Genomic DNA, 25,981 nt, shown 5'->3' on the forward strand with positions numbered 1-25,981 from the left:
TCTCTAAAGGGATTTGTATATGTTACGCGCCGCTTCTTCACTTCTGTCATCTTTACGTGCCTCCTTTTCAGGGGCTTTGTCTCTACGTGCATTGATTCTGTTGTTAGTCGTGCTTATTGTGGGTTGTAGTGATGACACTGCAACCTCTACGGAGACTTATAAAGATAAGCCTGTAACGACTGACGTCGTTGCTCTCCCCGAACCTGCTGCAGCTGTTTCCTCTGATTCATCTCCCGCTGTTACCGGCGTTGATCCTATAGAGCCCCCTAATTCCGTCAGTACAGAGTTTAATCTGAAATGGCTGGACTATCACAATCGTCTTCCGGTTGTTCGGGATAGCGCTGCTGGCACTGTTGAGATTCACGGGCAGGTAACGGCTGCAGGCGATCTCTCGTTGAGTGAGTTAGAACAACAGATACGTGTTTCTGACGGTACTGCAAAAGTTTCCATTTCGAAGCCTGAGGGCGAGCCGTTACAGCTTGTCATCAGCAATATTACCCGTGCAAATAGCTGTGGCCAGGAGGTCAGCGTTAGCTGGGGTGAAGGCAATGCTAAGACGCAGTCCTTCACGATTCCCAGTATTTCGGGTGAAGGTGGTACTCCATTAGAATTGATTTCCAGTGCAATTGTTGGTGATTCCGACGAGGTGCTGGAGCTTATTTTTAATCGGCCACTAAAAAAAGACCAAGCCCTTAAGCACTTAATCTCCAGTCAATATCGCTTTACCCGATATAAGATTGATGGCAGTAAATTACGCCTTGGGCTGAATAATTCAAATGCTGAAGGTCTGCGGCTTACAATTCATAAGGAGCTGCAAGATCAATGTGGAACAAGATTAGCAGCCAGTCTGGCTAAATCGTTTAGCATCGCACCGAAAAAGCCTGGAGTCAGGTTTACCGGTAGCGGAGTTATTTTACCGGATGCCATGCGCATTGAATTACCGTTTCAGGCTGTTAGTGCTAAAGCGGTCACCGTGACTGCGTTCGAAGTCTTTGACAATAATGTTCATCAATTCCTGCAGGAAAATAGACTGGAAGAGGCTAACTCTCTCGATAAAGTGGGACGTTTTATCTGGCAGAAATCAGTACCACTAGAGGAGGGCAGTCTGCGTAGCTGGCAGGATTATCGCCTGGATATAACCGAGTTAATGACTCAGAAAAGTGGTAGTTTGATTCGACTTTATATCTCTCTTGATCGTGGGGATTCCCTTATCCCCTGTACGGTAGCCGAGAACAAACAGCCAGTGCCGCCAAGTCGCTTGCCAGAAAATTCAGATGAGCTTAAATATTTCGATGGTTACAGCTCATGGAATAACTTTGAACCAGGCACCCAGAACGGAGGTAATCTCAGTGCTTGTGGTGATCAATATTACGAACGCTCAGCGGATACAAAAGCAGCTAAAAATCTACTGCGCTCCAACATCGGCATCATTGTTAAGCAGGTCCCCGATGCAAAAAATTCCCATGTAGTTATCACTGACCTGAAAACGTCAGAGCCTATTTCAGGCGCGGTGGTTGAAATATTTAATTTTCAGGGGCAGTCGGTCGGTAAAGCTGAAACAGACAGCGATGGGTTTGCCTCGGTTGAGTTGAGTGGCAAAGCGTTTTATCTGCAAGCTGCTGCGGCTGATCAGATTGGATATATTAAACTGAATGATGCCAGTGCGCTGACAACCAGTCAGTTTGATATTGGCGGGACACATCTTCAGAGCAATATTGATGGCTTTATCTTCGGTGAGCGAGATGTCTGGCGCCCCGGTGATGATATCTTTTTGACCTTCATTTTGAAGGATAAGCAGAATGAGTTGCCCCGGGAGCATCCGGTTGTGGCTGATCTGTTTAATCCCTCCGGGCAGTTGGTGGAATCGGTTTACAGTAATCAACCGGTTGGACAGCTATACAACTTTACATTGTCTACGCCTCAGAGTGCTCCAACGGGTAACTGGGAGGCAGTACTTCGTGTGGGTGGGCAAGACTTCCATCACCCATTAAGAATAGAAACCGTGGTGCCAAACCGTCTTAAGGTTGAATTAGATCTGGCCGAGGGGAAATCGCTACAAAACGGAGTGGAACAATCAGTTGGGCTTGTTTCGAAATGGTTGCATGGCGCTCCTGCCAGCAGTTTAAAAGCGGACGTGTCGGTTGCACTGGTGCCGGTGAAAACAAAGTTTGCAGGGAAGTTCCCCGAGTATGTTTTTGATGACCCGGCCCGCGATTATCGGTCAAATAAGATTAATCTTTTTGAAGGTGTTTTGAGTAAGGAAGGAGCAACCAGTTTCAATCTGTTGATTGAGAGCAAAACACCGCCACCGGGGATGCTTAAAGCGCTGTTTACGAACCGGGTGTTTGAAGAGAGCGGTCAATTTAGTAGCAATCGTTTCTCTCGCCCGTTTGATTACTACGATCGTTATCTTGGTTTACAGCTACCCAAAGGGGACGCCGCGAGGGGAATGCTGCTGACCGATGAAGATCATAAAACCCGTTTAGTCGTACTCGACAAAACCGGGCAGCCAGTCAGCAATACCAATATTGATGTGAGTGTATATAAGCTCGAATGGAAGTGGTGGTATGAGAAGAGCAATGAATCACTAGCTCATTATGCTGATGGTCGGCATAGCAAAGTTGTGGCGTCCGGTAGTGCGGTCACCGATGATAATGGTTTGGCCGAGTGGCCACTGCGGGTTAATTATCCTGAATGGGGTCGTTATCTAGTGCGTGCGTGTATAGCCGGTGAAGATTCGCACTGCACCGGTAAAATTGTCTATATCGACTGGCCGGGCTGGGCTGGGCGACAACAGGAATCGCAGGGTGATAACGTTGATCGATTGACGCTATTTAGTGATAAAGAAACCTATCAGGTGGGTGAAACGGCAACGATTACTTTGCCGGAATTGCATAATGGGCGAGCGTTGGTAACGGTGGAATCGGCGAATAATCTGCTGCAGCAGTTCTGGGTGAAAAGTGATGGGCCTAATCAGCAACTGCAACAACAGGTAGCGTTAGAAATCGGTAAGGAGATGGCGCCTAACGTCTATGTCAGTGTTACTTATCTACAACCCCATGCTGATCGTGATAATGACCGGCCCATGCGATTGATGGGCATTATTCCACTGCAGGTTGAAGATGCCCAGAACCATCTGCATCCGAAGATCACAACCGAGGATCAGGTTAGCTCTCGAGCTAGCTTTGATATTCAGGTAGCTGAATCCGATGGCCGTCCGATGGCTTATACACTAGCGCTGGTGGATGAAGGATTACTGGGGTTGACTAACTATAAAGCACCGGACCCATTCAACTATTTTTACCGTCGTCAGGCGTTACAAGTGAAAACCTGGGATATCTACAAAGATGTAGTGGGAGCCTACAGCGGCGAGCTGCATGGGCTTTTATCCGTCGGTGGTAGTGATGCGCAGAAAGATGATGATAAGAGTAAGAAAAATCGTCGATTCCCTCCCTTGGTGAAATTCCTGGGCAGCTTTAAGTTAGCCGCAGGGGAGCAGCGTACCCACGCTGTCACGCTACCGATGTATCTGGGAGCGGTACGAGTAATGGTGATCGCGGAAGACGGTAGCGCATACGGTAAAGCGGAGCACGAAATCGTGGTGCGTGATGATATCTCAATGTTCCCAACGTTGCCGCGGGTGTTGAGAACGCAGGAACAGGCACAGGTGCCGGTTGAGCTGTTTAACAATACTGCTGAGCTATCTACCGTGCAGGTTACGATGACGGCGGATGATAACCCTGTCCAGATTGCTGAACCGTCTCAGAGTGTTACGTTGGAACCCTATTCATCGGCGATGGTGACCTTTGCTATTCAAACCGGCGATCTAGTTGGCAAAACAGCTTTCACCTTTGAGACTAAATCGGTAACGGGCAATAGCAGCCAGACCTTGTATCTGGATATTAATGCGCCGAATATTCAGTCGACACGTACCTCGTCCTATCTTGTTAATGCTGAATCAGAGTTGGATATTAATCTGGAGCCCTTCGGTATTGCAGGCAGTAACGGTGCGTCAGTTGCTTTGAGTTTATTTAAACCGATCAATCTTCGCTCCCGGTTGGATTATCTAATTAAGTATCCCCATGGCTGTATTGAGCAAACCACCTCTTCTGTATTTCCTCAGCTATACCTGAATCAGTTGAGTCATCTGGAGACACAAGAGCAGTCTAAGGTTCAGCAAAATATTATCGCTGCGATTAACCGTTTACAGTCATTCCAGACGCTGGAAGGGGGCTTTTCGTATTGGCCCGGACAGAGCCAGAGTCATGACTGGGGCACGAGCTATGCCGGACACTTCCTCCTACTGGCGAAACAGGCGGGTTATGAAGTGCCGGAGCATCTGATGCACCAGTGGTTGGCATACCAGCACCAGGCATCTGAGTTTGCGGTCGACAGCACTAATAATGAGAAAATTAAAGCGCAGGCCTATCGGTTACTGACGTTGAGTCTGTATGGGAAACCGAACTGGTCTGCGATGTATCGTCTTAAAACGCTGCAGATTGAGGACAGTGCCAGTCTGGCTATGCTGTCCCTGGCCTATCTGTATGCCGGGCAGGATGATGTCGCCATGACACTGATTGGCGATGGTTTATCTGACAAGAGTACCTATGACGTCAATTCGCCTAGCTTTGGATCTGCACTTCGAGATAAAGCTCTCTTCCTAATACTCTATGCCAACATCGCAGAGCCGATGGAGGCTGCCACGTTAGCGGATGAGATCGCCGATCAGTTAGCGGATGATCGTTGGCACAGTACTCAGACAACTGCCTATGCGCTGGTCGCGCTAGCCAATTATCAGCAGATCTATAAACAGAGCAAGACAGACAACCATGATGACTCGGTTGAAGTCGTGTTGCAGCAGGCAGGAAACAAAGAGAAGCTGCAGGTTAGCCGGCAAGTGAAGGAATCTATGCTACAAAGCGGTTCTGACACGGCTAAACAGGCAACCATTCGTAACAACGGGGAATCCCCTGTTTGGCTAACCCTGACTCAAACGGGTATTGCGAAGCCTGGCTCTGAACAGACCTATGCCGAAGGGTTGCAACTTAACGTACGCTATCTTAATAACGAGGGTGACGAGGTGGATATCGCAAGGTTGCCACAAGGTAGTAATTTCACCGCACAGTTACAACTCAGTAATAAGACCCAAGGTGAGATCAGCAATGTTGCACTAAACTTCAGGGCGCCTAGCGGCTGGCAGATCGATAATGAACGAGAAGCCTGTACGGAAGCGGCTTGTCAGTTTGACTACATTGACATCCGCGATGCTCGGGCTAGCGCCTATATGGGATTGAAAGCGGGCGAGCAGAAAACGTTGTCCCTGCAGCTGAATGCTTCCTTTGTGGGGCGGTACTATCTTCCTGCTATCTCGGCCAGTGCTATGTACAACGATAACCTTAAAGCGCAGTTAAAAGGGTTGAGTGTTGAGGTTATTCAGTAAGCGTCGGGCAATCATTGGTGGTTTACTGGTTGTTTTAGCCGGTATTTCCCTTTGGTGGCCGCTGCCTGAGCCATTGTTCACTAAGCCCCTGTCCCGCTTATTGTTGGATGGGGAAGGACAGCTACTGAGTGCTCGAATAGCTCAGGATCAGCAGTGGCGGTTTCAGTCTGTTACGCTTTTATCAGATGCGTATAAAACCGCGCTGATCCAGTATGAAGATAAACGTTTTATGAACCATCCCGGCGTTGATCCAGTCGCGATTGGCCGGGCACTCTATCTTAATTTGAATGCGGGCCGGATCGTCAGTGGCGGCAGCACAATTACCATGCAGTTGGCACGGATGGCGTATGGTAATCAATCGCGGACACTGTGGCAGAAACTGAAAGAACTGCATTTGGCGCTGCGGTTGGAGGCGCAGATGTCTAAAGCTGAGATTCTGTCTCTCTATGCAGCTAATGCACCGATGGGCGGGAACACGGTAGGGATAGATGCAGCCACTTGGCGATATTTTGGTCGCCGTTTAACTGAACTTAGTTGGGCTGAATCGGCACTTTTAGCAGTTTTACCAAACAATCCAGCGGCGATGCATCTCTCTAAAAGTCGTGAAAAACTGCAACAAAAGCGTGATTTTTTACTCCATAAACTCTGGCAGAAAGGTTTTTTAAGCGAGCAGAACTATCGGTTATCTCTATTGGAAGATATTCCAGTACGGCCAAAAAAATGGCCTAGATATGGGCAGCATCTTCTGGATCAACTTAGCCAGAAATCCCCTGTTCAGGCAGTTTTTTATACCCAGATCGACCACCGCTTAACACAGAGAATTGAATTCATCGTCAAGCAACATAGCAAACGCTTGGGGGCTGTTGGAATTAATAACCTGGCGTTGGTTGTGGTGGATAATGCCAGTATGCAGGTGCAAGCCTATTTCGGTAATGTCTCCTTTAATAATCGGCAGGAAAATGCACCACACGTTGATATTGCTAGTCGACCGCGCTCCTCTGGTAGCACGCTGAAACCCTTTCTTTACGCGGCGATGCTCGATAATGGTGATATTACGCCACAGACGCTTATCCCAGATGTCCCGACAGCCTACGGGAGTTATCAGCCAACGAATTATGACGAAAGTTTCCGGGGGGCCGTTAGCGCCCGAACCGCGCTGACAGCATCCCTCAATATTCCTGCGGTACGTATGCTTGATGATTATAGTTATCAGTCGTTCTACGACAAACTAAAGGCGCTGGGTTTTCAGAACCTTTTTCGTCAGCCGGATGAATATGGTCTATCACTGATTTTAGGTGGGGCAGAAGTGAGTCTGACTGATCTGACAGCAGCCTATGCGAACTTAAGTAGACGGTCACAGAGTGCAGAAACGCTTAGTGTGATGCCGCTTCAGTATGGTGTGGAAGAGGGGAATGCTTCGGCCTCTGCAATAGAGGAGTATCCCTTTAGCCAGGGGGCGGCATGGCTCACACTGGATACGCTGTCTGATGTGACCCGTCCGGGTCTGCATAAGATCCATAGATTGTTTGCAAACTCTTCTAAAATTGCTTGGAAAACTGGCACTAGCTATGGGTTACGTGATGGTTGGGCTGTGGGCACCACTGAGGGTACGACAGTGGGTGTTTGGACTGGTAATGCTAATGGTGAAGGCCGGCAGCTACTCACCGGTACAGGGGCTGCTGCGCCGGTTCTGTTTGATATACTCAATGTCATTGCCGGTCTTAGTTGGCCTGAAGAGCCAGCGGCGGCTTTGAAGCAAATTGATATCTGTCAGGATAATGGTTATCTGCCTAAATTTGGCTGTGTGAGAGAGAGTGTGTTGATACCTCGGGCAGCGCAATTCGAGAAGATTAGCCCGCATCATTTTCAGGTGGCTATTGATCGAAAAACAGGGTTGCGTAGCAGTGTGGGTTGCAATCAGTTGGGTAGTATTATCAGCAAAACCTTTTTTCAGCTGCCTCCTTCCCAAGCTGCTTTCTATAAAATCTCCCACGCATCCTATAATCCCGTGCCTGACTTTGATAAATCATGTACACCTGACCGACGCCTGTTGAACGGGCGTTTTGAAATTACTTATCCTCGCGTTGGTCAGATTATCAGCGTGCCGAAATATATGAATGGCCAACAGGGCGAAGTGATTTTCCGCGCCACCGCAAAAAAGGATGGGGCCCAGCTGTTTTGGCATCTGGATCAACATTATCTAGGTACGACCCGGACGTTCCATGAATTAAGCGTGCCCATTCCTCAGGGGAGTCACCTGTTACGGGTAATTGACCAGCAAGGGGGGTGGCAAGAGGTCAGGTTTTCCGTGGTTCCTTAGTAAAGGGGCTTGCTAGTTACTAGAAAAACCATATTAAGGCTTATTAACATATTGTGGCTTTGTAGAAATACATGCAGGCACAAGAAGGTTGCGTTGAAAATGGGGCTCGCCAATCACTATTTGTGTTCTTTTCTTAACGTACCGTTAATATCTTAATAAAAGTTGAAGACTTTAGTCGTATGGTATACAACTAAGGTATAAAGATTTGCTGGCGCTCTGCTGGCTTTTCTTGTCTTTGCCAAGCTGTAATAAAAAAAATAAAAATAAAGTAACCGGAGTGTTACAGGAGCACGCGAGCATGATTTCTGTATTGAATGATCAGAATGACTTCTATGATTTTTTGAAAGGTTCTGGAGTCCCATTGAAGCATAGCTGGACGCCACGGCAGTGTAGTCAGGCAACTGTTGCCTGGCTGGTAGATCAAAATGATGTTGTCCGTACACAGTTTGCCGTCACGGTGACTGAGCTTCAGGATAATACAAAGGCAATGCAGCCAGAGATCAGAGAAGCATTATCGATTCTGGCGGAAGAGTAAGCGTCGTACCATAGCGTTTTAGGTTTTCTTTAAACTATTAGAGTTGTGCTTCATCGGTATCATCGAATTGAAAAAAGCAGATGCAGCTTTTGCCTTTCTTCTTGGCTTTATACATAGCGTGGTCAGCCCGACTTAATAAGCTTGAAGCATCCCGGCCATGGTCGGGATAGAGCGCTATTCCAATACTCGAGTCAATATTAAGTTCAGTCCCATCTTCTATGGTAAAACTCTGGTTAATGGATTCTTTAATTTTCTGTGCCAGTTCGAGAGCGGACTCCTTCCGAGTGATTTCGGCTAACAAGATAACAAACTCATCTCCCCCTAGTCTGCTGATAGTATCTTCTTCGCGTAGCAATTTACGAAGCCGTTGGGCTGTTTCAATTAACAGCAGGTCTCCTGCTTTATGGCCATACTGGTCGTTGATCTCTTTAAAATAATCAAGGTCGATAAACAGTACTGCAAGCATAGAGTTTCGACGGGCTGAATTTTGTAGGGACAGTTCGAATCGAGCATCAAGCAACAAGCGATTGGGGAGGCCGGTAAGTGGATCATGGTGTGCCATATGCTCAAGCATCTCTTCCTTAGCTTTCAAGGTTGATATGTCAGAGATGGCACCAACGAAGTTAATTATTTTCCCACTAGGGGCTTTTACAGAACTGATTGAGCTCCAAAGGGGGATTATTTCATCGTCCTTTCTTTTGTTCCAGATAACGCCTTTCCAGCAGCCTTCCTTGATGATCTGTCGCCACATCGATGCATAAAAGCTTTGGTCTTGCTGACCTGACTTTAGAAATCGGGGGTTTCTGCCTAATACTTCAGCTTGCTGATAACCTGTTATCTCTAGAAAGGCACTGTTGACCGAAACTATCTCCGCTTTTGCGTTGGTAACAATAATGCCCTCTTCGATATTTTCATAGACTGTTTTTTCGAGCTGTTTCTGCTCTTGTGCTTCCCGTTGCTGAGTAATGTCCGTTAATAAAATCACTGCGCCAATACATCGGTTTTGCTCTACTACAGGTGACAACCTAAGTTCAGCGAAGAACTCCCTTCCATGTTGATTACGTAAAGGGATTTCACACTGACGTTCTGCCTGTTTCTTTTGAAAATCTTTCAGAATATCCAGGGGAAGAGGGTAATCTAAATCACCTTTTGTGAGGTTTGATCGTTGGAGAATCTCAGTCAGCGATTTTTCCAGTAGCAACTTTTCATCAGCGTAGCCTAATAGCTTCAGACAAGTTGAGTTAGCAAAGGTACAGCGGCCAGAAAAATCAATTCCGAATACTCCTTCAGCTGTGGAATTAAGCAGCAAGCGCATCCGGTATTCACTTTTGTGAATCCGGTTAAGAAGGGGAGTCGTGATCAGGTGGAAGCCGATCGCTCCGATGAAAATTAAAATGACACCGAGAGTGATGCTGATCACCGATGTTCTGATAAAGGGTTTACGAAATTCTGAAAGGTCGACTTTTGCGACTATGCCATAGTTGAGGGACCTAACGGGTTGGTAGGCAGCGAGTATTTCCACGCCCCGGTAGTCTACGGTTACCATGGTACCGGATTCTCCAGCAAGAGCGCGTTGCATTGGAATCGCAAAATCGTTAGTCAGATCTAACGTTGTTGGATCTGTGCTTTTGTCTGGATTTGTATGTTGATGCCCGAGAAGAAACAGAAGTTTATCTTCAGCTTTCTTAGCTAAGGCAAATTCCCCGGTTTGTCCGAACCCTCGGTGATCATTATAGGTCTGCCGAATAAGGGCGAGGGCTATAGCTTCCGTTTCAACTGTATAGGGTAAGGTTTTATTCTTCAGGGTATTAGACGCTGTTGATTCGATTAATCGGGTCTGACTTCTTACTGTTTCTGTCAGTTGATCGGACGCTTGCTGAAAAGCTGTTTCATAGAGCTGCTGAATAGTCGTAATGATAACGGTTAACATCACGGCAACCAGAATGGCGGTCAGCATATGGGTGCTTTTGTAGAGCGAAAATTTCATCTTCAATACCGTTATCTGGTCTTATATCAGTTTAGTTGAGAAAACAGAGAGGGGTTTTATCGCGAGCCTGGTGATACAGGAGAGATGCGGTTTCATTGCTGAAACGTTCTGAGTTGAAATAGGCTCAACAGGGTTGCTATGAGTGTTAATAAATTCATTAATAGCCGCATAATTGCTTATGTTTTGACCTGTGTTGCATTTTATTGGGCTGTGGTGTGAATATAGGAATTTTTCTTATATACCCCTCTGCTTCGATTTCTGAAAATAGTCATAGAGAGTAGTTTTGATCGAAAAGGATTTTGAAATGCTCTGACGACTGACTGTTAATGATCTTTAAGGAGCTGAGCATGCACACGGGTACAGTTAAGTGGTTTAACAATGCGAAAGGGTTTGGCTTTATAGTGTCTCCAGATTTCAGTGAAGACCTGTTTGTTCACTATTCAGCTATTGTTAGCGAAGGATATAAAAGTCTCAAAACGGGTCAGGAAGTACAGTTTGAAGCGGCACCAAAAGAGGTAGGCGTTCACGCTGTTAATATTCAGCTGCTTGCAGCCAGTTAACCGTTTGTTACTTTTAATACGAAGCCCGGGGGGGACTTCGTGTTTTCATTGCTGGTCCATAACTCAGCTATTTTGATTATCAGTTCCACTTCATTTGCATATTCAAATTGTTTTCTCCTGCACATTACTCTATTTCAGCCGTTATACTTCATTATAAGAACCGACTGATCGAGAGCCTGATGCACCGACTGACACCATCCTCTTCAGAAGTACTCGCTATTCCCGTGCGTGAATGCGGTGAACCGCTTGTTAACATCCAGTTTTTGGGTGGGCTGGAATATGGCCCTCCACCGGAATGTCCTGAAACCGAGGGTGATTACACTTTTATTCGGCAGGGGGTTTATGAGCGGTTACTGCATGCTCAGTCACTGTTGCCGAAGGGTATAACTCTGCGGCTCTATGAGGGTTATCGTAGTCTGAAAGTGCAGGGTATGTTATTTGCTGATGAGCTTGCCAGAGTACGTGAACGCCAGCCAGCGTTACCTGAATCAGAGTTGTTTGAGGAAACTACCCGAATGGTATCAGCGCCAGCTTATCCCGATGGAACGCTGAATATTCCTCCGCATAATACTGGCGCGGCCGTTGATCTGTTTCTGGTTGATGAGTGTGGCCAAATGTTGGATTTCGGGATGGATATTTATCAATGGACTGAAACAGATCCTGATCTTTGTCTTACCCATGCATCCGGGATTAGCGAGACCGTGATAGCAAATCGCCAGTTGCTGGTTGATGTGATGACCAGCGCAGGTTTCGTAAATTACTTGCAAGAGTGGTGGCACTTTTCTTACGGTGATCGATTCTGGGCTTATTTGAGCGGTCATGAGTATGCGATCTATGGTGGGGTAAATCACCAGTAAACAGCTTATCCCGGGTAACTGTTTACCAGAATGTTGCTGAGTCATTGCAGAGCGCAGGGTGTTATCGACTGAGCTCATCAGGAATTAACGCTGTAAAATCACCCAAGTCGACTTAGAATAATTTTTTCTACTCTTTGACTCGCTCTACTTAGTCAAGGAGGGCGGTCTTTCTCAAGAAAGCATTCTGTACTGCTACAGCCACAGGTTCGTTTGGCTGATAAAGCACATCAATAGTTAGCTATTACATCTCATTACATTTCCAAACAACTTACTACATTTCCCCGGAATCAGGTTTACACCCTGAAGGTAGTCTATTTCCTGTACTTAGTTTATCTGTATGACCGTCCAGAACTATTCCCCTTATGTTTTGGCTGGTTGATTGGCAGTCACTATAAGACCTTGAGCAGGTTTCAGGGCCTAAAGATTATAAAAATATCGCGCGCTCGCGGAGGAAATATCGATGAAGAAATCAAATGGCCGGAATTTGTCTGGTTATCTGCTGACAGCAGCTGTTGCAGCAGCAACCGCAGCAATGGCTATGCCAGTACAGGCTTACAATCTTTACAGTGAAAACGGTTCTGAACTGAACCTGGATATCGAAGCTGTTGTAGGCACGTTCAGCAGCGATGAAAACTATTTCGGTAAAACGGGTAACGGTTCCAGCTGGCAAGAAGGCTATCTCAAAGCCGGCTTCAGCGGCAGTCATGCCCTAAGTGAAGTAAATTCTTTATACGGTGGACTTAACTTCGTTTCTTCAGGCACCTGGGGTGACGGTGATGCCGGCGGAAATACTGACGGTAGCGAACGTCGTACTGCAGTAGAGGACGCCTTCATTGGTTTCCGCACGGATATGCTAGACCTGTCTTTTGGTCGCCAGAATTTCTCCATTGGTGACGGATTTCTTATCAATGGTGATGCATTAAACCTGGGTGAGGGTGTGTTCCCTGACTCTAACCGCGGCGGCGCATATTGGTTAGCAGCCCGTAAAGCATTTAACCAAACCGCGATTGCACGTATTGGTGGCGAAGATGGCCTGCGCGGCGACCTTTTCTATCTTGAATCAGACAATACGGCGCAGTCTGAAGTAGAGCTTGGCGGTGCAAACATTGAGTATGTTACTGAAACGGGTACTTTCGGTGCGACATACATTAAAGGTCTTGATGCTGTCGACAATGCCAAGCGTGATGGGCAGAAGACTGTCAGCGTTCGTTTTCAGGGTAATGCCGGTGTCGAAAACCTGTTCCTGTCAGCCGAGTATGCTGACCAGTCACAGGGCGACAACTCTGATGACGCAAATGCATGGTATGCAGAAGCCGGCTGGACCTTTTCTGACGTAGCCTGGGCGCCACAGCTGACCTACCGTTACACGAAGTATGAAGAGAACTTTGACTCGTTGTTCTTTGGCTTTAACCGTGGCTACGGCACCTGGTTCCAGGGTGAAGTTGCAGCCAACTATGCAGGGCCATTTGGCTCATCGGCAACGATTCAGCACCTTGCCCTGAAAGCATCCCCAACAGAAATGCTATCTGTCGGCGCGCTGTATTTTGATTTCAGCGATTCAACCACTTTTGGTTCTAATTCTGAAGGACAGGAAATAGACCTTTATGCCGAGTGGGTTGTTAATGAACATCTGATCATTAGCCCTCTGGTTGGTGTCTACTCTCCAGACAAGGGTAATAAAACTCAGAATACTACTTCTGATAACTTTTACGCTCAGGTTATCGCGATCGTACCGTTCTGATTACTGAGTTCAACTATAACAAGCCGGGGTTCTAGGAATCCCGGTGTTTGGTAATAAAGGAATATGAGAATGAAAGAGTATTCACTGATTATTAAAGGTCAGAAAGTCGCCGGTAACGGTGGCAATTTTGACGTTTTGAACCCAGCGACTGAAGAAGTTGTTGCTCTCTGTCCTCAAGCCAGTTTAGAGCAGCTTGATGAGGCAGTAGTCGCGGCACAGGCCTGCTTTGAAACCTGGCAGTATTCTAGTCATGATGAACGAAAAAAATTGCTACATGATATTGCTGACCGTATTGAAGTTAATGCTGCAGAATTGGCTCAGATTGTTGTTGAGGAACAAGGTAAACCGATGTTTCTTGCGCAAGCTGAAGTGGGAGGGGCTGTTGCCTGGACCCGTGCTACAGCAGATCTTGAGCTGCCAATCGATATTCTTGAAGATAGCGAGAGTAAGCGGGTTGAAATTCATCGCAAGCCGCTCGGCGTTGTCGGTTCTATAACGCCGTGGAACTGGCCGCTGATGATCGCTGTCTGGCATATTATGCCTGCGATCCGTTCAGGTAATACTGTTGTATCTAAACCCTCTGGCCTGACCCCCTTAAATACGCTGCGTTTGGTCGAAATTATCAATGAAGTTGCGCCGCCGGGACTGGTGAATGTTGTTACCGGAGAAGGTGATATTGGTAACGGCATGACTCAACATAAGGGTATTCGTAAGATTGTATTTACGGGCTCCACACCAACGGGTCAAACCATCATGCGAGGGGCAGCTGATAACCTCAAACGCTTGACGCTCGAGCTGGGCGGCAACGATGCAGGTATTGTACTACCGGATGCTGACCCTGCTGCGATAGCTGAAGCTATCTTCCAGACCTCATTCCTTAATATGGGGCAGACCTGTGCTGCATTGAAGCGTCTTTATGTTCATGACTCTATTTATGAAGAGCTGTGTGAAAAACTGGCAGAAGTAGCAGCTAAACAAGTAGTAGGGAATGGTCTGACAGAGGGAGTTACCTTTGGCCCGATTCAGAATAGAAAACAATTGAATCTGGTTAATGGGTTAGTCGAAGATGCCCGTGCTAATGGTGCACGTGTTCTTTGTGGCGGCTCGCCGATGGAAGGTGTCGGATATTTCTATCCACCAACCATTGTTGCTGATATTACCGATGGCTGCCGTCTTGTTGATGAAGAACAGTTTGGCCCTGTACTACCTGTTATTCGTTACAGCGATGTTGAGGATGCCATTAAAAGGGCTAATGCGGCCGATGTTGGATTGGGGGGCTCAGTTTGGTCTTCTGATAGTGCTAAAGCCACCGAGATAGCTACTCGCCTGGAATGTGGAACCGCCTGGGTGAATGGCCATGCCGAGCTGCTGCCATATGCGCCATTTGGTGGCTGTAAGATGTCTGGGTTCGGTGTTGAGTTTGGCCAGGAAGGCTTATTGGAATATACCTCGGCTCAGGTTATTAATATCAATAAGTAAGGCTCTTTTACTTAAGAGTCTTCAGACTATTGAAACGGAGCAATGCGTACTACTTGGTCAGTTAGTTCGACGAACTTCTTATTGGTTCTTTCTCACCTGCCGGGAGGTACCCGTGCGCTTGCTTCCTGGCTATAAACGGAAGTTTTGCCCCTCGCTCGAGGGGCTTTTTTATCTAAGCGATGCACTCTCTTAGCTGTCTGAATTGTCCTGTTGGGTATGCTGGCGTAGTTCTTTCAGACTGATACCCAGAAGGTTTTTCAGTTCTTCGTTTGTACTCACAGTTACCGCTTCGTTTTCCTCTTCCAATGCTTTAGATTTTAGAGACAGGGCCAGAAGGCCAAAATTCGCAGATGCCCCTGCCAATTGGTGAGCAATGTTTCGACATTCTCTGTCATTACGCTGCAGACGTGCCTCTTCTATCTTATCTGTCAGCTGTTCACATTGTTGCTGTAGTTGATCGATCAACTTGGTAAATTTCGCCCGGCCCAGCATGGAGCAATGCTGGTCAACCAGATGCTGATCCAGCAGTGGGGCGTCATTACGGGTGGAGGAAATAGCCTTTTTATCGGACTTTTCTTCAACAGGAATTGTTATCACAGGATTAGAGGTTCCCAGAATAGTGTTGTGTTTGCCAATTAACTGCTGCAGTTCTTTATACTGAAGCGGTTTACCAACCACCGCATCAATGCCAGCGGCATGATAGTTATTGATCTCCGCTTCGGTAATGCTAGCGGTGAGTGCTATCACTCTTATATTGGCTTTTTTAGGGCTTAGGTGTGCCCGTATTCGGCGTGTGGTTTCCATGCCATCCATATCGGGAAGATGAATATCCATGAGTACCAGATCATAGTTATTCTGATTGTGCTTTTGCAGGGCGGTATAACCGTTTTCTGCAATGTCGACCTGGTGGCCATCACTTTCCAGTAGCCCCTGAGCAACCAGTTGATTGATGACCGTATCCTCGACCAAGAGAATATGCAGGGGGTGCCCGGGTTTTGGTGCTGACACCGCGGGAGTATCGCTTTGGTCTGCAGAAGTTAATACATAGGGGATACTGAACCAGAACTGGCTGCCGTGCCCCTCGGTGCTGCTGAAGCCGATCTGTCCCTGCTGAAGTTCAACAATTTTTTTGCTAATAGCAAGACCCAGGCCAGTACCGCCGTAGCGACGCGTAATAGAAGAGTCCGCCTGAGAGAAATGTTGAAAAATACGGTGGTGTGATTCTTCAGGAATACCTATACCACTATCATCAACAATAAAACTGATGGTTGCCGATTCAGCGGTTAGGGTGCATTTGACTGATATTTTAACGAAACCTTGCTGGGTGAATTTAATCGCATTGGCACAAAGGTTCATCAAAACTTGTCCCAGGCTTCGCCGGTCACCGAAGATCGTGTCGGGTAGAGGGTCAAGGATGTTCAGTTCAAATGACAGGTGTTTTTCCAGCATCATTGGTCGTAGCATCAGTTCGAGTTCATCGAGTACCTGACTGACAGAGAAGGGAGCCTGGTCCAGTTCGACCTGGCCGGCCTCTGCTTTGGTAAAGTCCAGTACATCATTGAGGATCGACAATAGAGTCTGCCCGGATTGATAGATTGCCTTTACTTGTTGCTGTTGGTCAGGGAGAAGGTGGCCTTTCTCAAGCAACTGAGCCATACCGAGAATGCCATTCATAGGCGTTCTTATCTCGTGACTGATTGTTGCCAGGAACTCAGACTTCGCCTGACTGGCGGCTTCCGATTTTTGAAGGTTTAGCTGGGCTTGCTCTTTTGCTTTACGCTCGGTGATATTGGTAAGAGAGCCTTCGTAGTAGACCGGCTTACCTTGGTCATCTAGCTCTCTTCGTGCCGAAATGGAGACATTGACCGGCGAGCCATCCCGCCGTTGCCACTCGGTTTCGAACCCCGTCACCCGGTTATCATCAGATAAAAGATTCAGGAACTGATGCAGGTCCTGGCTGTTGATAAAGCACTGACTACCAATATCTGTAATGGTATTGAGAAATTCCTCCGGGTTTCGGTAACCGAGTAATTCAGCTAAGGCGGGATTGGCTGAGATGAAGTGACCTTGTGCACTCGCTCTGAAAATAGCTTCTACGGTATTTTCAAATAGTGAGCGGAATTCCTGCTCTGAATGTTCCAGACTTGAGTAAAGTTTTGCATTCTCGATGGAGATTGCCGCCTGTGCCGAGAGAATTTGCAGGGTTTCCATTCGGGAAGGGTCAAATACATTTCGACTTTGGTTATTTTCCAGATAGAGAAGGGCGGTTAGTTCACCGTGATACAAAATCGGCATGCAAAGTAACGAACGGGGTTTATGCTTGCGGATATAACTATCCTGCATAAACATTTCGTGACGATGGGCATCACTGAGTACCACAATCTCTTTGGTGCGGGCGGCGTAGTGAACAATGCTAACCGGCAATGTTGTGCTGTCGTCCAGAGCCAGACTGTTAAAAAACTGGGGTGCTCTTTCAAGCACGGTTTCCGCTTCAATATAGAGGTTGCCTTTTTCTTTAAGAATAAGGATTGCCCGCTGGGCGCCGGCACTTTCCAGCGCTAGTGCCATTAGTCTGCCCAGCAGTTTTTCAAGTACGATTTCATCGGAAATAGCTTGGGACGAACGGATAACTGAGATGGTGTCCAGTTGTTGATTGGAGAAATGCTCAGCTTGATCGACGCTAACAAGCGTGTTGTTGTTTTTCTCGCTGAGATTGCGACCGCCGAATAGCTCAGGGTATTGCGTCTGTAGTTGGTGTAGTTTTGGTTTGAGCTGTAAGTGGAGGTAGCCGTTCCAGGCCTCATTAAGATAGGTGCGGGCAATATTCTGTTTATCCCATTCCAGGTAGCAACGACCTGCCATCTCTCTGGCAAGGGCGGCCTGAAGGTAAAAGTGGTTCTTCTGGGCGGCATCGATCGCATTATCGTAAAAATCCATCGCCTTACTGAAATGGCGATTAACGCGGTACAGCTCGGCCTGTAGAAGGTATGCAAAATGTTGATGGTTTTCTGGACAATGGCGTGCCCAACGTTTGAATCGTCGCAGAATTTGACGTGCTTTTTTCAGCTTTTGGCTTTGCTGCAAAATACTGGTTTCAGGGATAAGCGCTATCTGGGAAAGCGCTATTATGGATTCAAAGCAAGGGGCGGTAAAGGTTCCTCCGATGTGGGGTAGGTAGGGGCTACCTGTTTCACAATGGTGATGTGTCTGTTGATAATCCCCCATAATAAAACAGAGTGTTGCACTGTGATAGTGATAGAGACAGATCGCTGTACGATGATCTTCCTGGTGGATTTCATCTAGTAATTGCTGGTTGAAGAAGTCTCCAAATAAGCGGGTTGGATCATCACTATTCCCCAACAGGTTATCAATCGCCTGTAGGGCCAGCAGCGAATATTGTGTGGATTGTTTTTGCCCATACTGTCGCAGGCAGGCTGTGTGATTTTCTATGGTGGGCTTTAGTTCTGCGAAATTATTAGTCTGGTTAAACGAAAACTGAATCCAGGCTGCCAGACAGTAACTGCCCCATTCGATATCTCCGCAGTCCAAAGCTTGTTGATGTCCGTCGAGCAAAGATTCAAGCGATAGGTTTAGGGGTTCTTTCCAGTGCCGTACATAGGTGTCAAACAGAGAACTAGTTCGGTGATGAATCAGTCTATTCGGCTGACGCTGATCAAGCTCCATGGCGATTTTGCCTAACGCATAACCCTGATTTATTGCTGAGTATGTACCACACAAAATACCGCCATATCCAGCGAAGGCCATCGAGGAGTGTGCTGTCAAACCTCGGGTCAGTGTGAGTTCTACTTCTTTAGCCATAACCAAGGGGCGCAGGGCAGAACTGGAAAATTTTACCACCCCGAACATGCTGGCCAGAATCGATAGTGCCGCCAGATCGTAGGGGTCTTGCATCGGTTTGGCTTCCAGAATCTGCTCCCGGTTGCGACGATGCAACAGCCATTGGGTGCGAAGCACTCCTTGCCAGATCTGTCTTTTACTGGGTTTGACGGGCAGCTCAACGCCCAGCATTCGTAACACTTGCAGAGCAACTTGCATCGCTTGCTCGAACTGATTTCTGGCGACATGAGACTGAATTCTTATCTCATAGACTTTCACCTGATCCAGAATGTTATTGCTATTCTCAATGACTTGATCGATCAGATAGTTCATCTGTTCGAACTGGGAGCTAATGTAAGCGGCTTCTGTGCCACTGGTATAAAGCGTTAATGTGAGATCGTAATGTTGTTGCCAACGGTCGTCTGAGAGTAATTCAATACCCGTCTGAAAATACTCCTGGGCAGCATCAAAGGCGGCCGAATCCAGTGCCTGTATACCTGATTGACAGTTAAGCGAAGCTAGCTCTATCAGTTCATCTTCTGATTCGATCAGGTTTCGGGCACTGTTCAGGTGATTAGTGACCTCAAATACCGGAATCTTGTGCTTATTTGAAACGCGCTGCTGCAGAAGTCGGCCGATCTTCAGGTGTAATTCTTGTCGCAGGTTTTCCGGAATCAGAGAGTAGGCGGCTTGTTGAATACGGTCATGTATAAAGCGAAACCGGTGGCGATCAAATGTTAAGCCAGAACTGCTGGCGTAGTTGATATCCAAAGGGATTAATAAGCCTTCACGAACGGCATCCATCAGGTTCTCTGTAGTGTCGCTTTCACTTTGTTCTAATACAATCGACAGGGTATTAAGATCAAAAGGGCTACCGATACAGGCGGCCATTTGCAGGGTTTTCTGACTTTCGTTTGAGAGTTTTTGAATCTTACTGACCATCAGGTCGATAACGTTATCGCTCATCTCCCGTGATTGAATCTTAGTTTCGTCCCATTGCCAGCGGTTTTGATGGAAACTGATTAGTCCTTCGTCATGCAGTGAGTAGAGTAGCTGGATTAAAAAGAAGGGGTTTCCCTGAGTTTTCTCCATGCATATCTGAGCCAGCTCTGTGCAATGCTGAGGCTCGGTGCGTAAGGTATCTGCGATCAATCGGGTCGTTTGAGTGTTGTTCAGCGGTTCAAGGAGTATCTCGCTAATGCGACAGTTTCCCTGTTTTAATCGGTTTATTGTCAGTGCCAGGGGGTGTGAGTGGCCGACAGCCTGATCACGGTAACTACTGACAATCAGTAGATTAGACATATCTCCATCTTCACACAGAGAGGATATCAGGTTGAAAGATGCCAGGTCTCCCCAGTGAAGATCGTCGAGAAACAGAAGCAGTGGGGTTTCGGGTGTTGCAAATGCGCTTATGAGTGCTTTTACCAGCAGAGAGAATCGATTCTGTTCTTCAAAGATAGACAGCCGCTGAGAGGTTAATGGTTTTCCAATGATCAGTTCAAGTTCCGGTACCAGACTTATAAGGGTGTGAGCGCTTTGCCCCAGTGCTTTACAAATAAGATCACGATAGACAGAGATATCTTGGTCGCTCTCTGTCAATAGCTGTCTGATGAGCCCCTGCAATGCGAGAAATATTCCTGAGTAGGGCCGGTTGCGGCGAAACTGATCGAACTTACCACTGATAAAACGTCCGTTTTGCTCATGGATATAGTGGCGTAGTTCGTGAACAAGACTTGATTTACCAATTCCCGCATAGCCGGTAATCAGTATTAGTTCCTGACTTTGCGCCGCTCTATGATCGAAGCTATTGCGTAACTTCTGAATAATTGCCGCGCGTCCATAAAGACGTTGGGGTACGGAAAAGTGTTCAGAGATGTCTTTGCGGGCCAGGTTAAAGAGTGGAATGTCCTGTTGCTGATTCCAGCAATTAAGGCAGTTTTTAAGATCTTCTGAGATACCGAAGCTTGACTGATATCGTTCTGATGCATCCTTGGCCATCAGTTTCAGAATGATTCTGCTTAGCATCTCAGGTAATGCTGGATTAATATCATTCGGCGCTTTGGGCTGTTTTGCTATATGGCAGTGAATGAGTTGTAGTCGATCTTCTCCCCGAAAAGGAGGGCGTCCGCAAAACATCTCATACAGCACGACGCCCAGGCTGTAAAAATCACTGCGATAATCGATATGTCGATTGATACGCCCGGTTTGTTCCGGTGCCATATATTGCAGATCATCGATGGATAGTTGCTGTGAATTCCAACTGGCCTGTTCCCGGGTAAGCCTCGTAGAAATAGCAAAGTCGATCAGCTGAACGTCTTCGGTTTCGGGTAACCAAAGGATATTGTCCGGGGATAACTTTTTATGAATAACCCGTTCACTATGCAACCGGCCCAATAGATCGCAGAGACAGATCACCATGGGTAATACCTGCTCCCAGGGGTAGCGCTTTTTCTGCATCATCTGCCTAAGGGAAAGGCCGCCCCGGTCAGGGAATATGAGAGTTGTCTGATTATCAACACTGTTTAGGGGTAGTGGAGCAACAACTCCCTCAATATCCAGTGAGCTAAGTAACTCATATTCATGTTCAAAACGGCCGATATCTTCAGGGGTTGTTGTATTTCTGTTGAGTTGCTTAATGATGACCGGTTGAAGGTCATTGTCCCGAAGAGCGCGACTGACAGTACAGTGTTTGCCACGGTGAATAATTGTCTGGATCTGAAAGCCCGGGAAATGCTTCATCAATTATCCGATCACGCCGGCAAACATGTAGCCGGCTCCATGGGCGGTGAGTATGAAATGGGGATCGTTAGGGTTGTCATAAAGTTTACGTCGTAGCCTGCCTATCAGGACATCGACAGACCGATCATTTGGCGTCCATTCACGATCATGAATCGCATCCATTAATTGATCCCGGCTGAGTACCTGTCCACGACTGGTAATTAATGCATGGAGGAGCTTGTATTCTCCTTCGGGTAAGCGCTCAGATCCATCTTCAGGGCTTTCCAGTAATCGTCGACTACAGTCCAGCGTCCAGCCCTCAAATCGGATTAATCGGTTAATTGGGCTTTCCGATGATGGGGATTCATCTGTGACCCGCCATAACAAATTTTTAGCTCTTACCAACAATTCGCGGGGGTTAAATGGCTTAGTTACATAATCATCAGCGCCGAGCTCCAGACCCACGATACGATCAATTTCATCCCCTTTACTGGTGACTAAGATAATCCCCACTTTTGAATGGGTTCTGAGTTCGCGGGTTAGGGTAAGCCCATCTTTTCCAGGCAAATTGATATCCAGCAGCACCAGGTTGATATTTTCATCTATAACCCTTTGAACCAGGCTTTCGCCATGATCGGTTTCACTTACCCGATAACCTTCGTTTTCGAAATAACTGACCAGCAAAGAGCGGGATGCAAAATCATCCTCTACGATTAAGATATGTGACTGTTCAGTATGAGAGATCATGGTCTGCAACTATTAATGTGATTTTATAATTCCAATGCCTTGAGTCTAGCAAGCAGTTAGACCCGATGACAGTGATCCTAAATAAAAGCTTACGTGGATAGAAAACTGTAGAAATTCTTTATCAGACAAAGGCTTATAACGATGCTGATGCAGCGTTCGTTACATCCTGTTACATTAACAAACAACTTAGCACAAATTCCCAGAAACTCATTTACACCGGGCCGTTAGGTTAGTGTAAGTCGGAAAACCGGCGAATATAAAAATTAAAGATGAGGGCCTGCATCTGTTCTGGTTTATAGCGACAGATGCTGCAAAGAAAATTCTTACAGGAGTGATTGGCCTTGAAAATTAAGAAATCCAAGCATGCACTGCTTAGTGTTAGTGCACTGGCTCTGATGGGGACTATGCTGACCCCTGCGGCGTCTTGGGCGACGGATGGTGAGACGCTGATTCAGGAAAAATGCCTGCTTTGTCACACCAATACCGGTAACCCTGAAGCGCCATATTCCAGAATAAGCCAACAGCGCAAGACCCCTGAAGGCTGGCATATGACGCTTAATCGTATGCAACGTATGAATGGTCTGGTGATCTCTTCTGACGAGGTTCAGGCTGTTATTAAGTATCTTTCTGATACACAGGGACTGGCTCCCTCTGAAACCGCACCGTTTCGTTATGTACTTGAGCAAAAGCCAAATGTAGTTGAAGAGGTTGACCCGGCGTATGTTGAGATGTGCGCGCGCTGCCACTCTAATGCTCGTTTTGGCTTGCAGCGCCGGACACTGGGTGAATGGCAGCTACATGTAAATACGCATATGGCGATTAATCCGACGACTGAGCTGCATGCGCTGGCACGGGACCGGGATTGGTATGACATAGCCTATAACGATGTTGTGCCGAAATTGGCGGTTGATTATGCGTTCAATGATCCCGCCTGGAATCAGTGGCAAGCAAAGGTTAAGCCTTCGCTGAATGGCAGCTGGAGCGTTGCGGGCTTTATGCCGGGCAAAGGTGATTACAGTGCTGTTCTTCAGACTAAAGAGACGTCTAAAGATAACTTTAGTGTTTCTATGAAGGGTCATTATGCCGATGGTACGCCATTGCAGGGCGAGGGTAGTGCAAAAGTATTTGCCGGCTACGAATGGCGTGCAAGCCTGACAATTGATGGTATCAAGATGCGCCAGGTGATGGCGGCCGCTGAAGATGGTTCTTCTTTGTCAGGTCGGATGTATCAGAGTGCTCATGATGAGATTGGTGGTGAGCTGACCGCCGTCCATGGTAGTGCTGTCGTTGCGTTGTCACCGTCAGCCATAAAGCAAGGGCAGCAAAAGGAGATCACCATTATCGGTGCTGATCTTAAAGGCAGTGTGAGCCTAGGCAACGGTGTTCAGGTAGTTAAAGTCCTCTCCCGTGATGCTGATAGGGTCGTGGTCCTGGCAAAAGCGACAGGTTCAGCCTCTGTAGGTATGCGTAATGTTTCGGTCGGTAAGGCTAAGGCCAAAGCACAACTGGCTGTTTACGATGAAGTTGCTGCCGTTCAGGTATTGCCGAATGAATCTATTGCCCGAATTGGAGGTAATGGAGGGAATATTGCGAAGATGCAATCGACCTATCGTGCATTGGCATTCAGTGCTGGTAAAGATGGACAGCCAGGTACCGCTGATGATTTGCGCTTGGGCTATATGCAGGCCCTCTGGTCTCTGCAAGCTTTTGATGAAGCGGCAGAACATGAGAAAGACCTGAAATACGCAGGCTCAATTGATGGCAATGGTGTGTTTACACCGGGCGATGCCGGTCTCAATCCTGAACGTAAGTTTTCCACCAACAATGTGGGTAATCTGAAAGTGATTGCTCAGGTTCTGGATGGTGATAAAGCGGTTGAGGGTGATGCGCATCTGCTGGTGACTGTGCCTGTGTTTGTCAAACGCGCAATCCAGTAAGTGAAGCTGATAACAACTGCCAATTGTCGTTGTTGCTGATATAAAGAAAAGAGGTTGATTATGGGATCTTTAACTCTGGTAAAACCCAATCTGCATCTCGTAGATGTGGCGGAACGACGGATGTTGTTCCATGTGCCAACCAGCAGTTTGTTTGAGCTGGATGATTTGGGTCGAGAGCTTATCGAACTGTTCTCTTCGGAAGCAGAGGTGTCTGCACCACAGATCCGTGAACGGTTTGATGGCCGGTTCAATGCCGGTGATGTAGTGGATACTCTGGAAGAGTTAAAGACGCTGAAGATCATTGCCGAAGCGGGTACCTGGGCTCAGATTAATAATGAGCCTCAACCGGTGAAACAGTTTCCGTTGACCACCATCGTATTGAATACCAATACGGGTTGTAACCTCAGCTGTACTTACTGCTACAAAGAAGATCTGACCACCCCATCTAAGGGTGACAAGATGAACTTTGATACAGCGGTTAAGTCGGTGGAGATGATGCTAAAAGAGTCTCCGGACCAGCGTCAGTACAATGTGGTGTTCTTTGGTGGTGAGCCGCTGACGAATATGTCGTTAATTCGTAATGTTGTGGCTTATTGTGAAGAGCGTTTTGCAGCGCTGGAAGCAGATGTGAGCTTCACGATGACCACCAACGCTACCATGCTTACCGAAGAGCTGGTGGACTGGTTCAATGAGCACCGTTTTGGCCTGACTATCTCGATGGATGGGCCTAAGGCGATGCACGATAAGAACCGGATTACCGTGGGTGGCCAGGGAACTTACGATGTGGTTAAGAAAAAGGCGCAGATGTTGCTGTCTCGCTATACCGCTCGTCCTATTGGCTGTCGGGTTACTCTGACCCGAGGCATCACTGATGTGGAATCTATCTTCGATCACCTCTATCACGATCTGGGTTTCTCCGAAGTCGGATTTGGTCCGGTAACCTCTGGCGATATCACTTCCTTCAATCTCACCGCTGACGAAATGGTCGAGGTATTTGCAGGGATGAAGCGTTTGGGTCGCAAGTATCTGGATGCTGCGCTGGAAGGCAAAAACCTGGGTTACGGCAATATGCATATGCTGATGACCGATATTCATGAGGGCAACAAGAAACAGCTGCCCTGTGGAGCGGGAGTCGGTTTACTGGCGGTGGATACCCAGGGCGGGATCAACCTGTGCCATCGGTTTACTGGTTCTGATCAGCCACTATTTGGTGATGTCAGCGAGGGGTTGGATAAGCCGGCTCTGGCTGAATTTATTGAAACCCGTCTGGATCGAGCCGATACCGGCTGCGAAACCTGCCGTATCCGTAATATCTGTTCCGGCGGTTGTTATCACGAAAGTTACGCAAAATACGGTGATGCGACCGTACCTTCATACCACTACTGCGACCTGTTACGTGACTGGGTCGATTTCGGTGTAGAAGCGTATACCCGCATCATGATAGAGAATCCGGGCTTTTTTGAAGCTCATGTCTCTCCTAGAAGGAGTGCTTAAATGAAACATCTAAAGTCGTTTAATAAAAAAGCGAAAATGCTCGATCAGACTACTTCTCCGGATGAAGTAGAAGAGGTTGTAGCGATGCAGTCTGTTGTCGGCTGTACCTCTACTAATGATCCGGGCTGGGAAGTTGATCCTTTTGGTGGCCTGGGTTCGCTGTGTCAGCCAATGGAATCAGATCTTTATGGTTGTGCCGATGCCTGCTGGTGGCCCGCTCAGGTGCCTGACACCATGAGTAGCCAACCTAACTGGTCTATGGATGTATCCAAGGCTAATGAGGACTGGCGTAAGCTGGAAGGAATCTTTCCGGAAGAGCAGAAGTAACG

At 47.3% G+C, this 25,981-nt stretch carries 13 protein-coding genes; 10 read left to right on the forward strand and 3 right to left on the reverse strand.

Annotated elements, in window-relative coordinates:
* The first annotated feature begins 19 nt into the window (after nt 1-19).
* The 3 genes from QZZ54_RS12530 to QZZ54_RS12540 all read left to right on the forward strand — a co-directional run bounded on the left by QZZ54_RS12530 (nt 20) and on the right by QZZ54_RS12540 (nt 8,295).
* Nucleotides 20-5,440, forward strand: a complete 5,421-nt coding sequence (locus tag QZZ54_RS12530) for an MG2 domain-containing protein (protein ID WP_290703029.1) — start codon at nt 20-22, stop codon at nt 5,438-5,440.
* On the forward strand, nt 5,424-7,760 hold the full coding sequence (gene pbpC, locus QZZ54_RS12535) for a penicillin-binding protein 1C (protein WP_290703030.1): 2,337 nt from the start codon (nt 5,424-5,426) through the stop codon (nt 7,758-7,760). Before QZZ54_RS12530 ends, pbpC begins: the two co-directional genes overlap by 17 nt.
* Nucleotides 7,761-8,058: 298 nt before the next feature.
* Complete coding sequence (locus QZZ54_RS12540; RefSeq protein ID WP_290703031.1) at nt 8,059-8,295, forward strand: hypothetical protein; 237 nt, start codon at nt 8,059-8,061, stop codon at nt 8,293-8,295.
* Nucleotides 8,296-8,332: 37 nt separating this feature from the next.
* On the opposite strand, the gene QZZ54_RS12545 is transcribed toward QZZ54_RS12540, so the two are convergent.
* Nucleotides 8,333-10,282, reverse strand: coding sequence for a diguanylate cyclase (locus QZZ54_RS12545; protein ID WP_290703032.1), 1,950 nt, complete (start codon nt 10,280-10,282; stop codon nt 8,333-8,335).
* 347 nt (nt 10,283-10,629) lie between these two features.
* On the opposite strand from QZZ54_RS12545, the gene QZZ54_RS12550 reads away from it, so the two are divergent.
* The 4 genes from QZZ54_RS12550 (at nt 10,630) to QZZ54_RS12565 (ending at nt 14,919) form a co-directional block, all read left to right on the forward strand.
* Nucleotides 10,630-10,842, forward strand: coding sequence for a cold shock domain-containing protein (locus QZZ54_RS12550; protein ID WP_290703033.1), 213 nt, complete (start codon nt 10,630-10,632; stop codon nt 10,840-10,842).
* A 179-nt stretch (nt 10,843-11,021) separates the two neighbouring features.
* On the forward strand, nt 11,022-11,699 hold the full coding sequence (locus tag QZZ54_RS12555; protein ID WP_290703034.1) for a M15 family metallopeptidase: 678 nt from the start codon (nt 11,022-11,024) through the stop codon (nt 11,697-11,699).
* A gap of 460 nt (nt 11,700-12,159) precedes the next feature.
* Nucleotides 12,160-13,440, forward strand: coding sequence for a hypothetical protein (locus tag QZZ54_RS12560; RefSeq protein ID WP_290703035.1), 1,281 nt, complete (start codon nt 12,160-12,162; stop codon nt 13,438-13,440).
* Between the two features lie 69 nt (nt 13,441-13,509).
* Nucleotides 13,510-14,919 carry an aldehyde dehydrogenase family protein gene (locus QZZ54_RS12565; protein ID WP_290703036.1) on the forward strand — a complete coding sequence of 470 codons (1,410 nt, stop codon included), beginning with the start codon at nt 13,510-13,512 and terminating at the stop codon, nt 14,917-14,919.
* Between the two features lie 189 nt (nt 14,920-15,108).
* On the opposite strand, the gene QZZ54_RS12570 is transcribed toward QZZ54_RS12565, so the two are convergent.
* Nucleotides 15,109-21,495, reverse strand: a complete 6,387-nt coding sequence (locus QZZ54_RS12570; protein ID WP_290703037.1) for an AAA family ATPase — start codon at nt 21,493-21,495, stop codon at nt 15,109-15,111.
* A 3-nt stretch (nt 21,496-21,498) separates the two neighbouring features.
* Nucleotides 21,499-22,221, reverse strand: a complete 723-nt coding sequence (locus QZZ54_RS12575) for a response regulator (protein WP_290703038.1) — start codon at nt 22,219-22,221, stop codon at nt 21,499-21,501.
* 341 nt (nt 22,222-22,562) lie between these two features.
* On the opposite strand from QZZ54_RS12575, the gene peaA reads away from it, so the two are divergent.
* From peaA to qhpC, 3 genes are read left to right on the forward strand one after another with little or no spacing between them, the layout of a single operon-like run.
* Nucleotides 22,563-24,158: a quinohemoprotein amine dehydrogenase subunit alpha gene (gene peaA / locus QZZ54_RS12580; RefSeq protein ID WP_290703039.1), complete on the forward strand. Its 1,596-nt coding sequence runs from the start codon at nt 22,563-22,565 to the stop codon at nt 24,156-24,158.
* Between the two features lie 60 nt (nt 24,159-24,218).
* Entirely contained in the window at nt 24,219-25,652 is a 1,434-nt protein-coding gene (gene peaB, locus QZZ54_RS12585) for a quinohemoprotein amine dehydrogenase maturation protein (protein ID WP_290703040.1), read from the forward strand.
* A complete protein-coding gene (qhpC, locus tag QZZ54_RS12590; protein ID WP_290703041.1) occupies nt 25,653-25,979 on the forward strand; it encodes a quinohemoprotein amine dehydrogenase subunit gamma in 327 nt (108 codons plus the stop codon). It abuts the gene before it with no gap.
* The last annotated feature ends 2 nt before the right edge of the window (nt 25,980-25,981 follow it).

Source organism: Amphritea sp., assembly GCF_016744155.1.
GTDB lineage: Bacteria > Pseudomonadota > Gammaproteobacteria > Pseudomonadales > Balneatricaceae > Amphritea.